Annotated in this window: 16 protein-coding genes; 7 read left to right on the top strand and 9 right to left on the bottom strand. The window is 38.1% G+C overall.

Annotation, left to right across the window (positions count from 1 at the left end; translation table 11 throughout):
- The first annotated feature begins 390 nt into the window (after positions 1 to 390).
- Entirely contained in the window at positions 391 to 2,022 is a 1,632-nt protein-coding gene (locus B9O19_RS03220) for a recombinase family protein (RefSeq protein WP_102365068.1), read from the top strand.
- Between the two features lie 208 nt (positions 2,023 to 2,230).
- On the opposite strand, the gene B9O19_RS03215 is transcribed toward B9O19_RS03220, so the two are convergent.
- The 3 genes from B9O19_RS03215 to B9O19_RS11615 all read right to left on the bottom strand — a co-directional run bounded on the left by B9O19_RS03215 (position 2,231) and on the right by B9O19_RS11615 (position 3,032).
- Complete coding sequence (locus B9O19_RS03215) at positions 2,231 to 2,458, bottom strand: hypothetical protein (RefSeq protein WP_102365067.1); 228 nt, start codon at positions 2,456 to 2,458, stop codon at positions 2,231 to 2,233.
- 81 nt (positions 2,459 to 2,539) lie between these two features.
- Entirely contained in the window at positions 2,540 to 2,695 is a 156-nt protein-coding gene (locus B9O19_RS11620; protein ID WP_158648903.1) for a hypothetical protein, read from the bottom strand.
- Positions 2,696 to 2,864: 169 nt separating this feature from the next.
- Positions 2,865 to 3,032 carry a hypothetical protein gene (locus B9O19_RS11615; protein WP_158648902.1) on the bottom strand — a complete coding sequence of 56 codons (168 nt, stop codon included), beginning with the start codon at positions 3,030 to 3,032 and terminating at the stop codon, positions 2,865 to 2,867.
- Between the two features lie 109 nt (positions 3,033 to 3,141).
- Here B9O19_RS11615 and B9O19_RS03205 point away from each other — a divergent pair, with 109 nt between their 5' ends.
- Together B9O19_RS03205 and B9O19_RS03200 are read left to right on the top strand one after the other, a co-directional pair.
- Complete coding sequence (locus B9O19_RS03205; RefSeq protein ID WP_330400552.1) at positions 3,142 to 3,558, top strand: sigma-70 family RNA polymerase sigma factor; 417 nt, start codon at positions 3,142 to 3,144, stop codon at positions 3,556 to 3,558.
- A 153-nt stretch (positions 3,559 to 3,711) separates the two neighbouring features.
- The gene (locus B9O19_RS03200; protein ID WP_102365064.1) at positions 3,712 to 4,506 is read left to right on the top strand and encodes an HAD family hydrolase; all 795 of its coding nucleotides are present in this window, start codon (positions 3,712 to 3,714) and stop codon (positions 4,504 to 4,506) included.
- Here the strand turns inward: B9O19_RS03200 and pdxR are convergent.
- Positions 4,501 to 5,889 carry a MocR-like pyridoxine biosynthesis transcription factor PdxR gene (gene pdxR, locus B9O19_RS03195; protein ID WP_158648901.1) on the bottom strand — a complete coding sequence of 463 codons (1,389 nt, stop codon included), beginning with the start codon at positions 5,887 to 5,889 and terminating at the stop codon, positions 4,501 to 4,503. The two genes, B9O19_RS03200 and pdxR, sit on opposite strands and share 6 nt — an antisense overlap.
- Positions 5,890 to 6,117: 228 nt before the next feature.
- On the opposite strand from pdxR, the gene aspS reads away from it, so the two are divergent.
- Complete coding sequence (aspS, locus tag B9O19_RS03190; protein WP_102365062.1) at positions 6,118 to 7,464, top strand: aspartate--tRNA(Asn) ligase; 1,347 nt, start codon at positions 6,118 to 6,120, stop codon at positions 7,462 to 7,464.
- A gap of 169 nt (positions 7,465 to 7,633) precedes the next feature.
- Here aspS and B9O19_RS03185 read toward each other — a convergent pair whose 3' ends face one another.
- The 5 genes from B9O19_RS03185 to B9O19_RS03165 all read right to left on the bottom strand — a co-directional run bounded on the left by B9O19_RS03185 (position 7,634) and on the right by B9O19_RS03165 (position 13,082).
- Positions 7,634 to 8,584, bottom strand: a complete 951-nt coding sequence (locus tag B9O19_RS03185; protein ID WP_102365061.1) for a hypothetical protein — start codon at positions 8,582 to 8,584, stop codon at positions 7,634 to 7,636.
- A gap of 18 nt (positions 8,585 to 8,602) precedes the next feature.
- Positions 8,603 to 10,192, bottom strand: a complete 1,590-nt coding sequence (locus tag B9O19_RS03180) for an MBOAT family O-acyltransferase (RefSeq protein WP_102365060.1) — start codon at positions 10,190 to 10,192, stop codon at positions 8,603 to 8,605.
- A gap of 15 nt (positions 10,193 to 10,207) precedes the next feature.
- A complete protein-coding gene (locus B9O19_RS03175) occupies positions 10,208 to 10,435 on the bottom strand; it encodes an acyl carrier protein (protein ID WP_102365059.1) in 228 nt (75 codons plus the stop codon).
- A 1-nt stretch (position 10,436) separates the two neighbouring features.
- Positions 10,437 to 11,939: an amino acid adenylation domain-containing protein gene (locus B9O19_RS03170; RefSeq protein WP_245862996.1), complete on the bottom strand. Its 1,503-nt coding sequence runs from the start codon at positions 11,937 to 11,939 to the stop codon at positions 10,437 to 10,439.
- A gap of 183 nt (positions 11,940 to 12,122) precedes the next feature.
- A complete protein-coding gene (locus B9O19_RS03165) occupies positions 12,123 to 13,082 on the bottom strand; it encodes a YesL family protein (protein WP_102365057.1) in 960 nt (319 codons plus the stop codon).
- 371 nt (positions 13,083 to 13,453) lie between these two features.
- Between B9O19_RS03165 and gatC the strand changes: the two genes are divergently transcribed.
- From gatC to gatB, 3 genes are read left to right on the top strand one after another with little or no spacing between them, the layout of a single operon-like run.
- A complete protein-coding gene (gatC, locus tag B9O19_RS03160) occupies positions 13,454 to 13,741 on the top strand; it encodes an Asp-tRNA(Asn)/Glu-tRNA(Gln) amidotransferase subunit GatC (RefSeq protein WP_102365056.1) in 288 nt (95 codons plus the stop codon).
- 42 nt (positions 13,742 to 13,783) lie between these two features.
- Positions 13,784 to 15,265, top strand: a complete 1,482-nt coding sequence (gene gatA / locus B9O19_RS03155; protein ID WP_102365055.1) for an Asp-tRNA(Asn)/Glu-tRNA(Gln) amidotransferase subunit GatA — start codon at positions 13,784 to 13,786, stop codon at positions 15,263 to 15,265.
- Position 15,266: 1 nt separating this feature from the next.
- Positions 15,267 to 16,700, top strand: coding sequence for an Asp-tRNA(Asn)/Glu-tRNA(Gln) amidotransferase subunit GatB (gatB, locus tag B9O19_RS03150; RefSeq protein ID WP_102365054.1), 1,434 nt, complete (start codon positions 15,267 to 15,269; stop codon positions 16,698 to 16,700).
- Positions 16,701 to 17,236 lie beyond the last annotated feature (536 nt).

The following is a 17,236-nucleotide window of genomic DNA, read 5'->3' as shown; positions in this document are numbered from 1 at the left end:
ATTGTAGGTTTAAGATAAAAAACTATTGCGGCTAACACTCACCTGAATGTGATGACAAAACTGCATTTTTAATATATATGATCTTAAAATTATTTTAAAGTTTTTGTCTACTCTCCATATATACAATGACTGTGCATCTCATATGGCGTGATTTTTATACATTTTGTATTCAAGTTATTAGTATACTTGATTGTTGTTAACACCCTATAATATTAATAAAATATATTCACACTATATAATATGAAATAAAAAATATATATTAAAATCGTACACGGATTTATCCGTGTTTTTTATTTTAAACAGTATTCGTTATGCGGATTGGTATAATCAGTTTTGAGCAGAAATATTATATATTATATAGTTAAAATCCCATGAGAGGCCGATGACAGAATGAATGACGAAAATAAGCGTTTTGCTGTCTACTCCAGAAAATCACGTTTTACCGGAAAAGGCGAGAGTATTGAAAATCAGATTGAACTGTGCAGAAGATATATAAATTTGAATTATCCAAATGCTTCCGAAAAAAATATATTTATTTATGAAGACGAGGGGTTTTCGGGGGGCAACACTGACCGTCCGCAGTTTAAAAAGATGATGGATGACGCGTCGGAGAAAAAATTTAATGTCCTTATTTGTTACCGTCTAGACAGGATAAGCCGTAATATCGGAGACTTTGCTAAGTTGATTGACCGGCTTGGAGAACTAGGCATTTCGTTTGAATCTATCAAAGAAAAGTTTGATACCGATTCGTCTTTGGGACGTGCAATGATGTATATTGCCTCAGTATTTTCGCAGCTTGAGCGTGAGACAATAGCTGAGAGAATACGCGACAATATGCACGAGTTGGCTAAGACGGGAAGATGGCTGGGAGGAAATACTCCGACAGGGTATAGGTCGGTTCAGGTTCAAACTATTACTGTTGACGGTAAAAAAAGAAGCTCATGTATGCTGAAGATAGAAGAATCTGAAATGACAGCCGTAAAAAAGATTTTTGAAAAGTTTTTGGAATCAGAAAGTCTAACAGCAGTCGAAACCTATATGATACAAAATCACATTAAAACAAGAAAAGGAAAAGATTTTTCAAGGTTTTCAATTAAAGGAATACTAAGAAACCCGGTGTATATGATAGCTGATAGTGATGCCTGGGAATATCTCAGCGTTTTGGGTGCTGAAATATTTGCTGAAAAATCAGATTTTGACGGAAATTGCGGCGTTATGGCATATAATAAGACTTTACAGAAGAAGGGAAAGACTAATAAAATCAGGGATATAAAAGAGTGGATTATCACAACGGGCAGGCACAAAGGCGTAGTATCGGGAAAAGAGTGGAAACAGGTGCAGGAATGTTTAGAGCGCAATTCCGTGAAAGCATACCGAAAACCTAAAAATAATACCGCTTTGCTTTCCGGTCTTTTATACTGCGGTGACTGCGGACATTATATGCGGCCTAAAATATATAATTCATTTTATAAGGATGGAGAGAAAAAATTTTCATATCTTTGTGAGATGAAAGAAAAGAGCAGGCGAAGCGAGTGTTCGGTTTCAAATCCGGCAGGAAACGAGCTTGATGCTGAGGTTATTAAGGAGATTTCAAAACTTGAGGAGGATAAAAAAGAGCTTTATTATATACTTAATAAGGCTAAAAAAACATTCAGCGACGGCAGAGAAAGCAATACGGAGATTGAAGAACTAAATGAGGGGTTAAATGTAAATAATAGAAAAATTGCTTCTTTGGTAGAAAATCTCACAGAGCTGGAAAAGACTGTGGCGGATAAGTATATTATTAAAAAAATTGAAGAACTTCACGCAGAAAATGAGTTATTAAAAAAGCGACTTTATGAACTTATTAAAACATCTGAAAATAAAAAAAGTGTTGATGTCAATTATATAACGGATACGTTAACTGTATGGGAATCAGTGATTAAATTAATAGAGGTACGTGAAAGAAGGGAAGTTGTCAGAACTATTGTTGATAAAATTATATGGGACGGAGAGAGTGCCCATATCTATTTTTTTGGTTGAACATTTTGGCGCATAGGAAAATTTCCTGATTTGAACCGAATACAGCAGAGAACTCATCTATTACATGACCGAAATTTGTAATTTTAACCGCGTCGCTCCAACCGCTGTATTTCTCGTCAGTTTCGGAGTTTTCGGAAACGTTTTTCTCAAATGTTGCTCCGTACAGTTCCTGTGAGGTATCACCTTTTTCGCCTGTGCCGTTGTCCGGCTAAAGCAGATACATAGCCTTGTTATTATTGTTATAGAGCTGATAGACGCCAATATTCATATCAATATACTCATTTTCTGAGAAGTTGGTTGGTTCTCCGGTAAACCTGCTGTTTGCCAGTCTGTCAAACATGGTTTCGGAATATTCTTCTTCGCTCATTCCAAGCTGTTCCGCGGACTGCTTATACCAAGACGGCGAGTTTGATTCTGCGCTTTGGTATATATCCATTTTTTATATAGTGTTAACGTCCTTAGTTATGTTCATTATACAGAAGTCGCTGGCGTTGTTTATCTATGACAGGTATATCTCTCAGTTATGGCCGTTGCTTTTCAGTGAAGCTATATCGGGTTTAACGTCTTTATATACGCTTGTACCGTATGTCACCAAACTGGGAATATACTCAAAGCTGAATATAAACAGGTCTATTTTGAAACCGCCTTCCAGCTGGAATAGAAAGTCGTCCATATATTACTCGGTTGACACGCCGTATTTGAATTTTAATATAAAGTCGACCGAGACAATTCCGCGTACCATCAGAACTCCGCAGATTCCTATTCCGACAATAACTCGCGCTTCCAGTCACAATATTATATAATTCTGCGGATCCAGCAAATCATTGAAATTTTTAACATATTTAATTATTCCGCCTTATTATTATATCAATCAATGCTGATTTCTGTTCAGCTGAAATGTCGAGTTTTTCAATATATTTCAAAATATATTCTGCGTGCGCGGCGGCGACGCGTTTCATAAGTGCTTCTTTTTCAGTCTTATCTTTTGGAGTATGAACAATTATGTTCATAAAAATCACTCCTAAAATATAATTATAAAGCAAAATTTTTTGCGTTTGAAATGATGGATTAAATTATATCCGCTAAAATCGGATAGTTTTTTAAACTTTCTAATAATATATGCTGATGTGCTTGTACTTTATCCGATATTTTCAGAGCCGCAGCGTTAGTATAGCAAATGAGATACTTATGATGTTAAGAAGCAGGAAGAAGAACCAAAATGACGTGTCTCTCAACGACTCTATCGGTACTGATAAAGAGGGCAACGCCATTATGCTTATGGACGTTATAGAAAATGACGACGAGGATATTTTTGAAGAGATGCAGTCGGGCGACAGAATAAAGACTTTATATAAAAACATTAAATATAACCTTACGCCGAGAGAACGCAAGATAATCACTCTGAGATATGGACTGATAGACGGAAAATGTCTCACTCAGCGCGAGATTGCCAAAATGCTCGGAATATCCAGGTCTTATATTTCCAGGATAGAGAAAAAGGCCATTTCAAAGCTGGGCGAGGGAATAGTGGATTAAAGAGTTTAACGAAAATAAAACACACAAAAAAATCTGTTTCGGGCAGTTTATTTTCAGAAGTTATTTCCTTGACAGCATGATAACAGCTGTGGTATAAACGTGTTATAGGGATATACTATTGATGAAAATAAACAAACTCGGAGTGTGTGATATATGATAAAGTTTATTGCCTGCGACCTTGACGGGACTTTACTTAATTCATCCAAAGAGCTTCCTCGGGATTTGCGTGCGACAGTTGAACGCCTGAATAAAATTGGAGTAACCTTTGCCCCGGCCAGCGGAAGACAGTATTATAAGGTTCTTGAACAGTTTGAGCCTATCAGCAGAAATTTTATGTATATAGCCGAAAACGGCGCGTTTGTCATTAAGGATGGTGAGGTAATCGTCCGTGACTGTCTTTCGGGAGCCGTTGCTTTGGATGTTATAAAAAGAACGAGAAAATTGCCGAGTGTTTACCCCATATTGTGCTGTGAAGACTGCGCGTATATGGAAAGTTCTGTCGGCGGTTATAAGCCTGTTGAGGTCGGTCAGTATTTTAGGAGACTGGAATTTGTGCCCGACCTTACTGATTATTGTGATACAAAGAATATACTGAAGGTTGCAGTATATACTCCAAACGACGCATATGAGAATATTTATAAAAAGCTCCCTGAATACCCTGAATCTGCTCAGATAATCCTGTCCGGCAGAGAATGGGTTGATGTGATGAAGATTGGAGTATCAAAAGGCTCTGCAATTAAAAAGGTTCGTGAAATATGCGGCTGGGATAAGTCCGAATGCATGTGTTTTGGAGACTATCTGAATGATTACGAGATGATGTTTGAATGCGGTGAAAGTTTTGCGATGGCAAATGCGCATGAAGATTTGAAAAAGGCGGCTAAACATATAGCCCCGTCCAATGATGAGAACGGGGTTATGAAGTCAATTCAAAAATGGTTTGGGTTATAAAGTACCGTTTAGGAGCGGCGTCCATGTGTCCATTAGCAGTTTTGCGCCAGCCTCTATTTCTGGTATTGAAAGCTCTCCGAATCCAAGAATAAATGTTTTAAGAGGAACTTTCGGGTTTTCCTGTTCCAGCGCATTTTTTATATAGGATAACTTTACCCCTTTTTTATGAGCTGAGACAATCAAATTCTCCTCGGATATATCGGGCTTTGGCACCATTAATATTGTGGTGCCTGCGTCCGTGTTTTTTATTTCTATTTTTTGACCCAGCGGGTGCTTGCAAAGGCAGGAAACCAAATGTTCCTGTTTGTTTTGATATTGTTTTCTGAGCCGTTTTAGGTTGGTATAATAACTTCCGTTTTTAATTATCTCGGCTATAAACTCTTGCTCGGCTTTTGAGACGTAAGAATGATAGGTATAATATTCTTTCTGCCAAAGATTGACAAGATGTTCCGGCAGGATTAAGTAAGCTGTGCTGATGTTGGGTGCTATACTCCGCTGAAAGTCTCCGGCAAAAATCACGTTTTTATTTTGGCTCATCGAAAAGAGCGGTTTTGACTGATTTTTATATACAAAATCCATGTCGTAACCATACTCGATTATGTATCTGTCTTTTCCTGCCCAATCGAGAATCATCCGTTTCTGCTCTTTTGACATTGTATAATACATTGGATAATGATGAAACGGCATTAAAAATAAAATATCAGCGTTAAAATTGTTTAACGATTTTTGTGTAGGTCCGTCTGTCTCTATGTTGAGATATGACAGCCTGCGTCCGCCGAGTCTCATATATCTGGCTATTCTATAATAAGCCGGGTTTTCAAGACCAAACACCATATCATTTCCCATTATACGAAACAGAGAGTCGAGGAGGGTTTCGAGACCCGACCCGACAATAACCTGGAGCGGACTGCAGTTTATGTCCAGAGTTTTGTTGAGCATAAGGCTTATTTGTTTTCTTAAATCATATGTTCCTGTATAGTCGGGATAGGAGAATGCGTCCTCAATAAAATTCTTGAGACAGTATTTATATGATTTTTTTAGGCTTGCCGGAACCGAAAGGTCGGAACCGTTCCTGCTGAAGTTATAAGTGTACGGAGTGTCGCTGTGCCATTTGCGCTCGGGCACATTTTCATCAGTTTTTGTTATATCGTTAACATAGTATCCGGATCGCTCTTCAGATGATATATATCCGTATTGGACAAGGAGATTATAGGCATTTGTGATAGTGTTAACCGAGACGTTCATCTGCTTAGACATTTGTCTGCTTGATGGCAGACGCGTCCCTCCCTTAATTTCGTTGTGGTTAATTTTTTTGGCAAGCTGGTTGAACGCCTGTATATACAGCGGTTCGGAGCTGTCTCTGTCAAAATCTATGTATATCATAGTTTTCCCCCAAATGTAGAAATAAGTAAAATTTATCCAAATTTCAATAATAAATAATGTATTAATATAGTAATTATAGCACAAAATGTAGATAGCCGCAACAGTTTTATAAGGAGTAGAACATAAGGGGATATTCCAAGATGATACGGTATTATACGGGCTTGACATAGAAAATATTGTATGATAGAATACAAAGGATATTTTTAGGAATAGAAAGGGTTATATTTTATGGAAATGATTGATTTGAGCCGTTACACTGGAAAATATGATATTGAGACCGTTATTGACGGATTTGAAAAAGGAACCGTTAAGGACGGGGATACCGTTGAAATAGAGGGAATGATTCACCGTATCCGCGCTATGAAAAGCTTTGCGTTTTTTGTTTTGAGAACACAGAGAAATTTGGTTCAGTGTGTTTATGAACCGTCAGACAGTGATAAGCCGATTGCGGACTTTAAAGAAGAGGACAGCGTAAGGCTGACCGGAACGATTAAAAAGGACGACAGGAGCGCGCTTGGTTTTGAGATTCATATCAATAGTATAGAGGTTTTGTCATCTCCTGCCGAAAATATGCCTATTGTTATAAATAAGAAGAAGCTGGACTGCAATGTGGACATAAAGCTGGATTACAGACCGTTGTCACTGAGAAATCCACACGAACGCGCCGCGCTCAAAATAGTTGACGGTATCATAAACGCCTTTAGGTCATTTATGCACGGAGAGGGATTTACTGAGTTTGTTCCGCCTAAAATCGTTTCCGCAGGAGCGGAAGGCGGAGCCGATATGTTTGAGGTTGACTATTTCGGTGAAAAAGCATTGCTCAATCAGAGCCCACAGATGTATAAACAAATGATGGTTGGAGTGTTTAAGAAAGTATATACCGTAGCGCCTGTTTTCAGAGCTGAGAAGCACAGCACATCAAGACATATAAATGAATTTGAGGGTCTTGATTTTGAAATGGGATTTATTGACTCTTTTGAAGATATTATGGCTGTTGAAGCAAGGTTTATGAAGTATATGTTTGACTATCTTAAGACGAATTACTCTCCGGAGCTTAAGGAGCTTGGAGTGGAGCTTTCTGAAATTCCTGACATTCCGCAGTTTAAGTTTATGGAGATAAAAGAGATCATTGCTGAAAAATATAATAGGGAATTCAGAAACCCTAATGATTTGGAACCGGAGGAAGAACGTCTGATAGGTGAGTATGTAATGGAAACATATGGCTCGCCGCTGGTTTTTGTTACTCATTACCCTTCCAAAAAGCGTCCTTTCTATGCTATGGACGACCCTGAAAATCCAAAATATACGTTAAGTTTTGACCTGCTTTTGAATGGAGCCGAGGTAACCACAGGCGGTCAGAGGATACATGATTACCAAATGCAGCTTGACAAAATTAAGTCCAGAGGAATGAACCCTGAAGAGTTCTCAGACTTTTTAATGATGCATAAGTATGGTATGCCGCCTCACGGTGGATTGGGTATAGGTCTTGAGAGACTGGCGATGAAGCTGCTGGGAGTGGATAATATAAGGACAGTTACCGCATTCCCGAGGGATATTGGACGTATTAATCCTTAAATCGGGACGGGATTGGTTTGTTATATTCCGGCTGAGATAAAATTTAAAAATAAACGGATTGACAATATTTTTGTCAATCCGTATTTTTATGGTTTTATATTATTAATATTTGTTTTTATTTTATATAATATTTATGAGCTTAACCTATAAATATTATATAATAAATAAACTATTCACCTATTGTTTTTTTATATTCTGCAAGATCGTTTGCCCATTGCTCAAATCCGTTTTCTCCCCTGTGGTCGGGCAGATGATAGTTCTCATCTAAAAATTTCCCTAAGTATTCCGTAACTTTTACTGCGCCGCTGTGGTTCATATGCCAGCCGCCGTCCCGGGTGTCGGTGTTCCAGTCTATGCCAAAACTGTCTCTGTTTATGTTAAAGTCTATGAATTTTAAGCCGTTTTCATCCGCATAATCTTGTATTGCGTTATGTTTTTCATAACTCCAGCTTTTAGAGGACGGCACGTCAATCAATAAAAGCTCAATATCATTTTCTTTGCATAACTCTGTTATTTTGTCTAAAAAGAACTTTTGTATTTTATGAAAGGATTCAATATTTTCTGTTTCATTCATATATTCTCCCCCGGTGTATGGATTGGAATAAGTGACGTATTCGTAACCCTTTAAAACATTGGGGCGGTTATGGGAGGGTACTGTTGTGAAATCCCTTTCAGTGAGTTTTTTCCAGCGGTTGTGATATTCAAACAGCGGAAAATCCTCACTTATGTATTCGCTTATTATACTTTGCAGGTCGCTTGCGGTCGAACGGTATTGAAAAACAACGTCCGTTTCTAAAATACACAGTTTAGGTTTATGCTTGTCTATCAATGATTTCAGCAGAAAATATGAGCGGTAAATCATTTGATTGGACTCACCCGCTGCATATGAGGTATAGCCATAGTCTTCCCATAGCTGCATGGGCGTCATTGCGGCAAAAAGGTTGCTGTTTCCAACTGCGAAAATATCTAAGGTGTTTTTGCACTCAGCATATATATCGTCCGCGTCTGTTAAATGGATTCCCATTTCACCGGCATTGCTTTTTGGAGACACCACGTATGCGGCAAGACAAAGCAGTATAATGAGGATTAAGGCAAATAGTATACGTCTAAACCATTTCATTTTATTTCTCCAGTCGTTTTAATATGAGGCGTACATCAGCGCAGAGGGTGAATATCCCCAGCCATACGCGCCGAAAATTATGATTGCCAGCACACAGGCATAATAAACCGCCCAGCGTGCAGCCGTTGGTTTTTCAGACAGTTTTTTTCTAATATCCAGTCCGCGCTCTCTTAAAATTTCCATAGTCAGCAGAACTGTGCAGGATATGATTAATATAAATATATCGTTAATATCAACTTTTAGATTAATGCTAAAGAAACTCAAAACCTGAGCCGGATTAAAGTCTGTAAATAGTTTTGTAAACATATTTATACAGACTTGAAGATTATCTGCCCTGAATATCAGCATTCCAAAATTGACCAGGACAAAAGTTCTGAAAATTTGAAATGCTTTATATAGTTTGCTTTCTTTTTTTATATTCAGGCTGTTTTTTATTTTATTAATTTCCGGTTCTAAAACCATTCCTAAGCTTATAAGGATAAAATAATACAGTCCGTATGCAGCGTATTTCCAGCTGGCGCCGTGCCACAGACCGGTGCTGAACCAAACGAGAAATAAAGCGCAGACTGCCGGTATAAGTTTTCCGGCACGGTTGCCGAAGTGGTTTCTTGAAAACTTGCCAAGTTTCTTGACAGGAGACGACAGGGAAACAGGGTAGAATAAGTAGTCTTTAAACCATGTTCCCAGCGAGATATGCCACCTTCTCCAGAACTCGGAAACACTGCCGGAAAAAAACGGGCGTTCAAAATTCTTAGGTATTATAATTCCAAACAGTTCTCCCGAACCGCGCACAATATCCATACAGCCTGAAAAATCGCAGTAGAGCTGAATTGTATAGCATAGCACTGATATAGCTATTATAGCTCCGCCGTAATTTGAATAATTAGAAAACACTTGATTAACCAGCACGTTGAGTCTGTCGGCTATTATTATTTTTTTAAACAGACCCCAAATTATCAGCTGGAATCCGGAAACTATGTTTTTGGAATCATAGTCGTTTCCGTTGTACAAACTTTCGGCAGTCTGACTGTATCTGCAAATCGGCCCCTCGATTAGCTGGGGGAAAAACGTTAAGAACAAACAAACTCTGAATGGGTTTTTATCAGCCTTGACAGTGCCTCTGTATACGTCTGTTATATAGCTGACTGCCTGAAGAGTGTAAAATGATACACCTAGGGGCAGCATTAGGGAAAGCGTAGGAATAGGGGTTAGACCAAACAGATTATTTATCAGTCCGTTTATATTGGAGCCGAAAAAGTTGAAGTATTTCAAGAAAAGCAGAACTCCTATAAGTATAGAAGCCGATATTCCTGTGACAATCTTTTTCTCACGGTTCATTTTCTGTTTTATTGCTTTTCTTTGTGTTTTATCTGAATCTGCAATGATACCGGCGTATTTTTGGTTTATTCTCTCAAGCCAAAGTCCTGCAGCATATATAAAGAGTGAAGACGCGAGAATGAATACTATAAGCGCTCCGCCCGTTATTAAATAAAACGCAAAGCTTGCCAATAATAGAACCGCCCAGCGGTATTTTTTTGGTGTCAGATAATATCCGCCCAAAACAGCCGGAAGAAACACGCATAGATAAATAGGCATATTGTATTGCATATGATCTCTCTTTTCTTATTCTTGTTCCAGTCTTTTTATCATTTCATAAATGCTGTTTACAGATTTAAAGTTGTCACGGGTGACGTCAACAGGAGTTATTTCAATATCAAAATTGTTTTCCAGTTCGGCCGATACCTGAACTATATCTAAAGAATCCAAAAAACCATCGGCTATAAGGTCCTCTGAGTTCTCAAAGCCTTCTCCGCTGCAAATGCCGCTTAAAATTTCAATCAGTTCATTCATTTTATACCTCTCCTTTTATATATAGGTTTTTTAATTTGTTTCTGTCAATTTTTCCGTTTGAATTGTAAAACATTTTATTTAGAAACACCCACTTTGCAGGTATCATGTATTTGGGCAGTTTTTCTTTTACAATTTTTTTAATCTCTTTAATTTCAGAATCAGTTTGAAGAAAAGCGGCTATTTTGTCCTGCTCTTCATCATATATGCAGGAGGAAGCCTGAACATTCGGAATTGAATTAATTGCGTTTTCTATTTCTCCAAGCTCAATACGGTATCCCATATGCTTAATTTGATGGTCTTTTCTGCCTAGGTATATTAACTCGCCCTTATCGTTCAGTTCTACTAAGTCGCCGGTTTTATATATAATTTCAGGATAGCATGTGTTGTTTGGGTTTTGCACAAACGCCTCGGCAGTTTTTTTCGGGTTATTATAATACCCCATGGCAACAATAGAACCTCTTACACAAAGTTCTGTTTGTGTATTATCACCTTCAGCCGGTATAAGTTCCAGCGCGCAATTGTCGCAGGGCTTACCAATCGGCAGTGATTCATCGTCTTGAAAACTTCTGTCTAATATATAGTAGGCGCATATATCCGTAACTTCTGTCGGCCCGAAAAGATTGGCAAACAATACGCCCGGAAGATGTTTGCGCCAAACATTCAGTTGTTTCATAGGCATTGTCTCTCCGGCGAAGAGAACTTTTTTTAATGTTTTTGGAACGCAGTAGTCAAATGCTTTCCAGTTTGCAACCAAAGCCAGTGCAGAGGGAACCCAATAAATAGTGTTGATTTTGTTTTCGTCAATAAACTTTAACAGCTCAAGCGGAAACGAAAAGAGACTTTGGGGAATAATGCAAAGTTCGGCGCCTGTCCTAAGCGACGCGTAAATATCAAGAACCGACATACTGAAATAAAACGGAGTTTGATTCCCGAAAACGGTTTCATTGTTTATATTAAAAGTATCTATTACCCATTTGCTGTAGGATATAACATTTTTATGGCTGACGGCAACCCCTTTAGGTATTCCTGTTGAACCTGAGGTATACAGCACGTAGAGCAAGTCGGTATCTATAGTTTTATTTCTGATTTCGGAGAGCAGGCTGTTGTTTATGTTATGAGGAACGGCGTCAATAGAGATTATTTTGGTTTCAGGGAATATTTCTTTAGATTTTGAAAGGTGCGAACCGTCTGTTATTATTAGTTCAGGTTCAAGATTGTTGGTTATAAGGCTTAACCGTTCCGCCGGCATTTTTATATCCAGTATTACATAAAAATTACCGCTGTAGACTGTGCCCATCATTGAAATAAGCGTTTCAATACTTTTTTCCATATATATGGCGATAGGGCGGCGTTTAAATTTAAAATTGGAGGCTATATATGAGCCTGTTTCCATGGCTGCTGTTTTAAACCTGCTGTAAGTAATAGTTCTTTTGCCGTCTGATACTGCTGTTTTGTCAGGATAAAGCTTTTCTGAGTTTTCCAGTAATTCTAAAATGTTTTTCATATTATCCTCCATGAGTAGCTTTTAGATAAAATTATATATGATGTTTTTTAACTATTTTTGTAGTATGTTTGAACATTTTATTAATAATGGGCAATAAAAAAGAGCCTAAAATAGTTAAGAACGATAAAAATAATTCATAAACTATAAAAGCTCTCTGTATTTATTTAAAATTACTTAAAAAATCTAATATAATCTTCTTCCTGACGGTTTTTCTTCTTTTTCATAATTCGGTTTTTCATCTACGTCTGCATTTTCGTCAATATGCTTTCTTATTTGGCATTCCGCATTATAGCTGACGATGAACCCTGTGAAAGAATATAGCAGCAGCACGGCAAATATAAGGTATATTGTGAAAAGCACTGTAAATGAACCGCTTGACAGCATAAATATTCCTAGGTAACCAACGCCTACTGTCATCAAGAGAAGCAATACTATAACAAGAATACTGTACGGCAGGCTGACCAAGCAAAACAGCGCGGCATTTCTGTAAAGTTTTCCGATAGTCAGCTTATACCTCACCATAAGCGGATACAAGAACAGATGAACCATTGCGTAGAAAAGGAACAAGCAATAAACCAGGTATTTTCCGTATTTCAGGAAATTGGTTTGAGACGAGTAGAAGGTTATACCGTAGAAGAAAACGAAAAGCGCTATCAAATCAATTATATAAACAGCCAAAGACTGTTTAAAATTGTCTTTTATTGCGTCCCAAAAGTCACTTAATATAAAAGAGTTTTCTTCACGAGAGTAATTTCTAAGGATATAGTGCATACCTGCGCTTACAGGTCCCATACCCCAAAAAACTGTAAATAGTATAGTAACAAAAGCTCTGATTCCTAGGTCTATGGTTATGTACATAGCGCTGAAATCGCTGTTGCTGAAATCAGGAGCGCTCAGTCCGACCATACTGGCAATTTGGTTTGAGAACGTTCCGTATACCGCGTTTGAAACTGTACCTGAAAGAAAAAACACGATTAAAAAGGTTGGGATATTTGCCAGGCAAAAAAGCAAATTGACCTGTATGAACTTCCAGAACTTTCGGATAAAAATTTCAAAAAATAAAACAGCGCCCTCGCTCTTGGGTTCGAGAGGGTCCACACCCTTACCGGGTTTATTATAGTTTTTCATGCTGAAAATGCCCATAAATCAATCTCCGTTTCAAAAAAATTTACTATTTGGAAGAAAATCCATAAAATATTAAAATGATTATAATATTATAATAGAAAAACATAGTCTTGTCAACGAGAATAAAACGTTTGTTACGGTTTTATAATAAAATAATGGAATATTTTTTAATAAAAATGTCAGTGAAAATAATGCTAAAATATTTCAAAATATGCTGCAGAGTAGTTTAGCACAAAATTATTTTTTCATATTAATAACATTATATTTATTGGTTTTGTCTGTGTTTGAATTGTCAATGATTATATATAGTAAGTTATTGACAAAAATTTTATGGTTTGGTATAATTACCACTAATATGTAATCAACTTTATAGCGAAAAGAGTGATATTATGGAAGTAACAAAAGATATGGTTTCGTATGTGGCGGAACTTTCCAGATTAAAACTGAATGATGAGCAGATTGAAAATGCCAGGCAGGGTCTTGGCGAGATTATAGGCTATATGGACGTTTTGAATAATATTGACACTGAAGGCGTCGAGCCTATGTCACATGCGTTTGCCGTAAAAAATGTTATGCGTGAGGACGTTGTTAAGCAAAGCGCCGACAGAAAAGAGCTTTTGGCTAACGCTCCAAAGTCTGACGACGAGGCTATCATCGTTCCAAAGACAGTGGAATAGCCGTCACGTTTGAGAAATTTATTTTGGAAAGGAAACGGATAAATGAATATTACTGATTATACTGCCCTTGAGCTGGGCAAAAAGATAAAGAGCGGTGATATTACAGTCGTTGAAGCAACCAGGGCGTTCCTTGATGAAATCAAGGCAAAAGACGGGGTTGTTAACGCGTATATCACAGTTACGGAACAGGAAGCTTTGGAGAGGGCTGAAGAAGTTCAGAAAATGATAGACTCAGGCGAGCTCAGCGATTCTCCGCTGGCAGGAGTTCCGGTCGGAATAAAGGATAATATCTCCACAAAGGGAATAAAGACAAGCTGTGCTTCAAAAATACTGGGAGATTTTAAGCCGCCGTATAATGCTGCTGTAATTGATAAATTGAACAAGGCCGGCGCCGTTATCATCGGAAAGCTGAACATGGATGAGTTTGCTATGGGCAGCACATCTGAAACATCGTTTTATGGGCCGACAAAAAATCCGTGGGATACTGAAAAGGTTCCGGGAGGTTCATCAGGCGGAGCAGCTGCCGCTGTTTCGGCAAAGGAAGCTCCATACGCATTGGGCTCAGATACGGGAGGAAGTATCAGACAGCCGGCGTCATTCTGCGGCGTTACCGGAATGAAGCCTACCTATGGAGCTGTTTCCAGATATGGCCTTATAGCTTACGCCTCTTCACTTGACCAAATTGGTCCTGTTGCTAAGGACGCTGCCGACTGTGCCGCTATTATGGATATTATCTGCGGAAAAGACGAAATGGACGGAACTTCTTTGGAGGTTGAACATAAAGGGTATCTCAACTCGCTGTCAGGTAATGTTGACGGTTTGAGAATTGGAATACCTAAACAGTGTTTTGGCGACGGTCTTAATAAAGATGTGAAAAAGTCAGTTCTTGCTGTTGCTGAGACTTTGAAGGAAAACGGCGCTTCTGTTGAAGAGTTTGACATGACTATTATTGATTATGTTGTTCCAACCTATTATATTATAGCGTCTGCTGAGGCAAGCTCAAATCTTTCAAGGTTTGACGGCGTTAAGTATGGATTCAGGTCTGAAAATTTTGATGATTTAACAGATTTGTATATGTCAACAAGAAGCGAGGGATTCGGCGAAGAAGTGAAGAGAAGAATACTTCTCGGAACTTTTGCCTTGTCTACAGGGTATTATGATGCGTACTACAAAAAAGCTCTGCAGGTTAAAGCCCTTATAAAACAAGCATTTGACGAAGCGTATAAGAAATATGACGTTATACTTTTCCCTGCCGCTCCGACTACTGCTCCTAAATTGGGTTCAAGTTTATCAGACCCTCTAAAGATGTATCTTTCGGACATTTATACCGTTTCTGTTAACCTTGCCGGGCTTCCCGGAATCAGCGTGCCGTGCGGATTTGATGAAGATGGTATGCCGATAGGCGCACAGCTGGTCGGCGCGCCGCTTAAAGACGATGTGATTCTGAATGCAGCGTATACTTATCAGAGTTTAACAGACTTTCACAAAAAGTCACCGGATAGTTTTGTAAAGGAGGCGAAGTAATATGGCATGGGAAACCGTAATGGGTCTTGAAGTTCATGTTGAGCTTGCGACCAAATCAAAAATATTCTGTTCATGCACAACCGAATTCGGCGGAGAGCCAAACACTCACTGCTGCCCTATATGCACAGGAATGCCGGGTACTTTGCCGGTTGTTAACAAACAGGTAGTAAATTTTGCTATGAAGGCGGGAATAGCGCTGAATTGTGATATTACCCGATACAATAAATTTGACAGAAAGAATTATTTTTATCCTGACCTGCCTAAAGCGTATCAGATATCCCAGCTGTATCTGCCTATCTGTCAGAATGGACGAGTTCCTATCGAGATAGAAAGCGGAGTTAAAAAGGATATAAGGATTCATGAAATCCACATGGAAGAGGATGCAGGAAAACTGATACATGATGAGTTTAACGACGAGACTAAGTGTGATTACAACAGATGCGGCGTTCCGCTTATTGAGATAGTAAGCGAGCCGGATTTCAGAAGCGCTGACGAGGTTATCGCATATCTGTCTAAGCTGAAATCCACTCTGGAATACCTTGGAGTTTCGGACTGTAAGATGCAGGAGGGGTCAATGCGTGCCGATGTCAACCTGTCAGTCAGAAAAGTCGGCGAGGAAGAATTCGGAACAAGGACAGAAATGAAAAACCTTAACTCGTTTAAAGCTATTTCAAAAGCTATAGCTTTTGAAGCTAAACGCCAAATAGACTTATTGGAGCGCGGCGGAAAGGTCGTACAGGAGACAAGGCGCTGGGATGATAATAAAGACAAGAGCTATGCTATGAGAAGCAAGGAAAACGCACAGGATTACAGATATTTTCCTGAGCCGGATATTCCGCCTATTGATATAGATGACGAGTGGTTTAATTCTATTGAAAGCAGTTTGCCGGAACTTGCTCCTGAGAAAAAGGCGCGTTATATCAAAGATTTTGGCCTGCCGGAATATGACGCCAACATGATAACAGGTCAGAAAGCGCTGGCTGACTTCTTTGAGGAGACAACGGCGATATGCAATAACCCTAAAGAAGTTTCAAACTGGATTATGGGCGAGCTAATGAGAAAACTGAGCGATGAGGGTATAGAAGCCAAGGATATGAAGCTCACGTCCAAAGCTCTTGCCAAGCTGATAGAGCTGGTTGATAAGAAAACAATCAACCGTAACAAAGCTAAAGAAATTTTCGGAATCGCTTTCAATGAAGATTTGGATGTAGAAAAATATGTTAAAGATAATAATCTAGAGCAGGTAAGCGACGAAGGATTGGTTCTTGATATAGTTAAGAAGGTTATTGAAAATAATCCTCAGCCTGTTGCCGATTATAATTCAGGAAACAAGAAAGCTATAGGATTTTTGATGGGTCAGTGCATGAAAGAGTTAAAGGGAAAAGGCGACCCTGGAGTGGTAAATAAATTGCTTTCACAAGAACTGAATAAATAAAAGTATTATTTATAAAAATACAGGTTAGAAAAAGCTTTTTAAATAAAGTAAATACTATTATTTAAAATTAAATTTTGTTAGAATTTAATAAATATTATAAAAAGTTGTTTAAAATTTAAGATATACAAAAAGACAATGGTGTAACCACTAAAAAAGAGATTTTTAAAGCGTAGCAGTTTTATGACTGCTGCGCTGTTTTTATGCAGACAACTTGAATTTATTATACGAGGTTACCTGTCTTTTCTCAGAGCTTTATAGCTTATGTCATAATTCCGTGCCAATATATTTTTAAGTAATATTTTACTTTTATAAAATATGCGTTTTGATTATATAAACATAGTTAATAATATTTATACTTAAATTGTGACCGAATTTTTAAGCTGGTACGGTTTTAGTTTTCAACCGCTTAGAATTAATCTTTTATGTTAAAAGAAATAATACATATATATTTATCGGTAACTAATTTGATTGACACAAAAACTTGCCAATGGTATAATTAAAAATGAAAAAACAAAAAATATTATAATACGAGGTGA

Source organism: Monoglobus pectinilyticus, from assembly GCF_002874775.1.
GTDB classification, from domain to species: domain Bacteria; phylum Bacillota; class Clostridia; order Monoglobales; family Monoglobaceae; genus Monoglobus; species Monoglobus pectinilyticus.
Note: the sequence above shows the minus strand (reverse complement) of the source record. Positions and strands in the feature narration are given on the sequence as shown.

Bases quoted from the DNA above. Each gene is read 5' to 3' on its own strand.
- gatB (WP_102365054.1), top strand. From the start codon at position 15,267: ATGGCATGGGAAACCGTAATGGGTCTTGAAGTTCATGTTGAGCTTGCG.
- aspS (WP_102365062.1), top strand. From the start codon at position 6,118: ATGGAAATGATTGATTTGAGCCGTTACACTGGAAAATATGATATTGAG.
- B9O19_RS03215 (WP_102365067.1), bottom strand. From the start codon at position 2,458: ATGGATATATACCAAAGCGCAGAATCAAACTCGCCGTCTTGGTATAAG.
- B9O19_RS03175 (WP_102365059.1), bottom strand. From the start codon at position 10,435: ATGAATGAACTGATTGAAATTTTAAGCGGCATTTGCAGCGGAGAAGGC.
- gatA (WP_102365055.1), top strand. From the start codon at position 13,784: ATGAATATTACTGATTATACTGCCCTTGAGCTGGGCAAAAAGATAAAG.
- B9O19_RS03220 (WP_102365068.1), top strand. From the start codon at position 391: ATGAATGACGAAAATAAGCGTTTTGCTGTCTACTCCAGAAAATCACGT.
- B9O19_RS11615 (WP_158648902.1), bottom strand. From the start codon at position 3,032: ATGAACATAATTGTTCATACTCCAAAAGATAAGACTGAAAAAGAAGCA.
- B9O19_RS03185 (WP_102365061.1), bottom strand. From the start codon at position 8,584: ATGAAATGGTTTAGACGTATACTATTTGCCTTAATCCTCATTATACTG.
- gatC (WP_102365056.1), top strand. From the start codon at position 13,454: ATGGAAGTAACAAAAGATATGGTTTCGTATGTGGCGGAACTTTCCAGA.
- pdxR (WP_158648901.1), bottom strand. From the start codon at position 5,889: ATGATATACATAGATTTTGACAGAGACAGCTCCGAACCGCTGTATATA.
- B9O19_RS11620 (WP_158648903.1), bottom strand. From the start codon at position 2,695: ATGGACGACTTTCTATTCCAGCTGGAAGGCGGTTTCAAAATAGACCTG.
- B9O19_RS03205 (WP_330400552.1), top strand. From the start codon at position 3,142: ATGCTGATGTGCTTGTACTTTATCCGATATTTTCAGAGCCGCAGCGTT.
- B9O19_RS03180 (WP_102365060.1), bottom strand. From the start codon at position 10,192: ATGCAATACAATATGCCTATTTATCTATGCGTGTTTCTTCCGGCTGTT.
- B9O19_RS03200 (WP_102365064.1), top strand. From the start codon at position 3,712: ATGATAAAGTTTATTGCCTGCGACCTTGACGGGACTTTACTTAATTCA.
- B9O19_RS03165 (WP_102365057.1), bottom strand. From the start codon at position 13,082: ATGGGCATTTTCAGCATGAAAAACTATAATAAACCCGGTAAGGGTGTG.
- B9O19_RS03170 (WP_245862996.1), bottom strand. From the start codon at position 11,939: ATGAAAAACATTTTAGAATTACTGGAAAACTCAGAAAAGCTTTATCCT.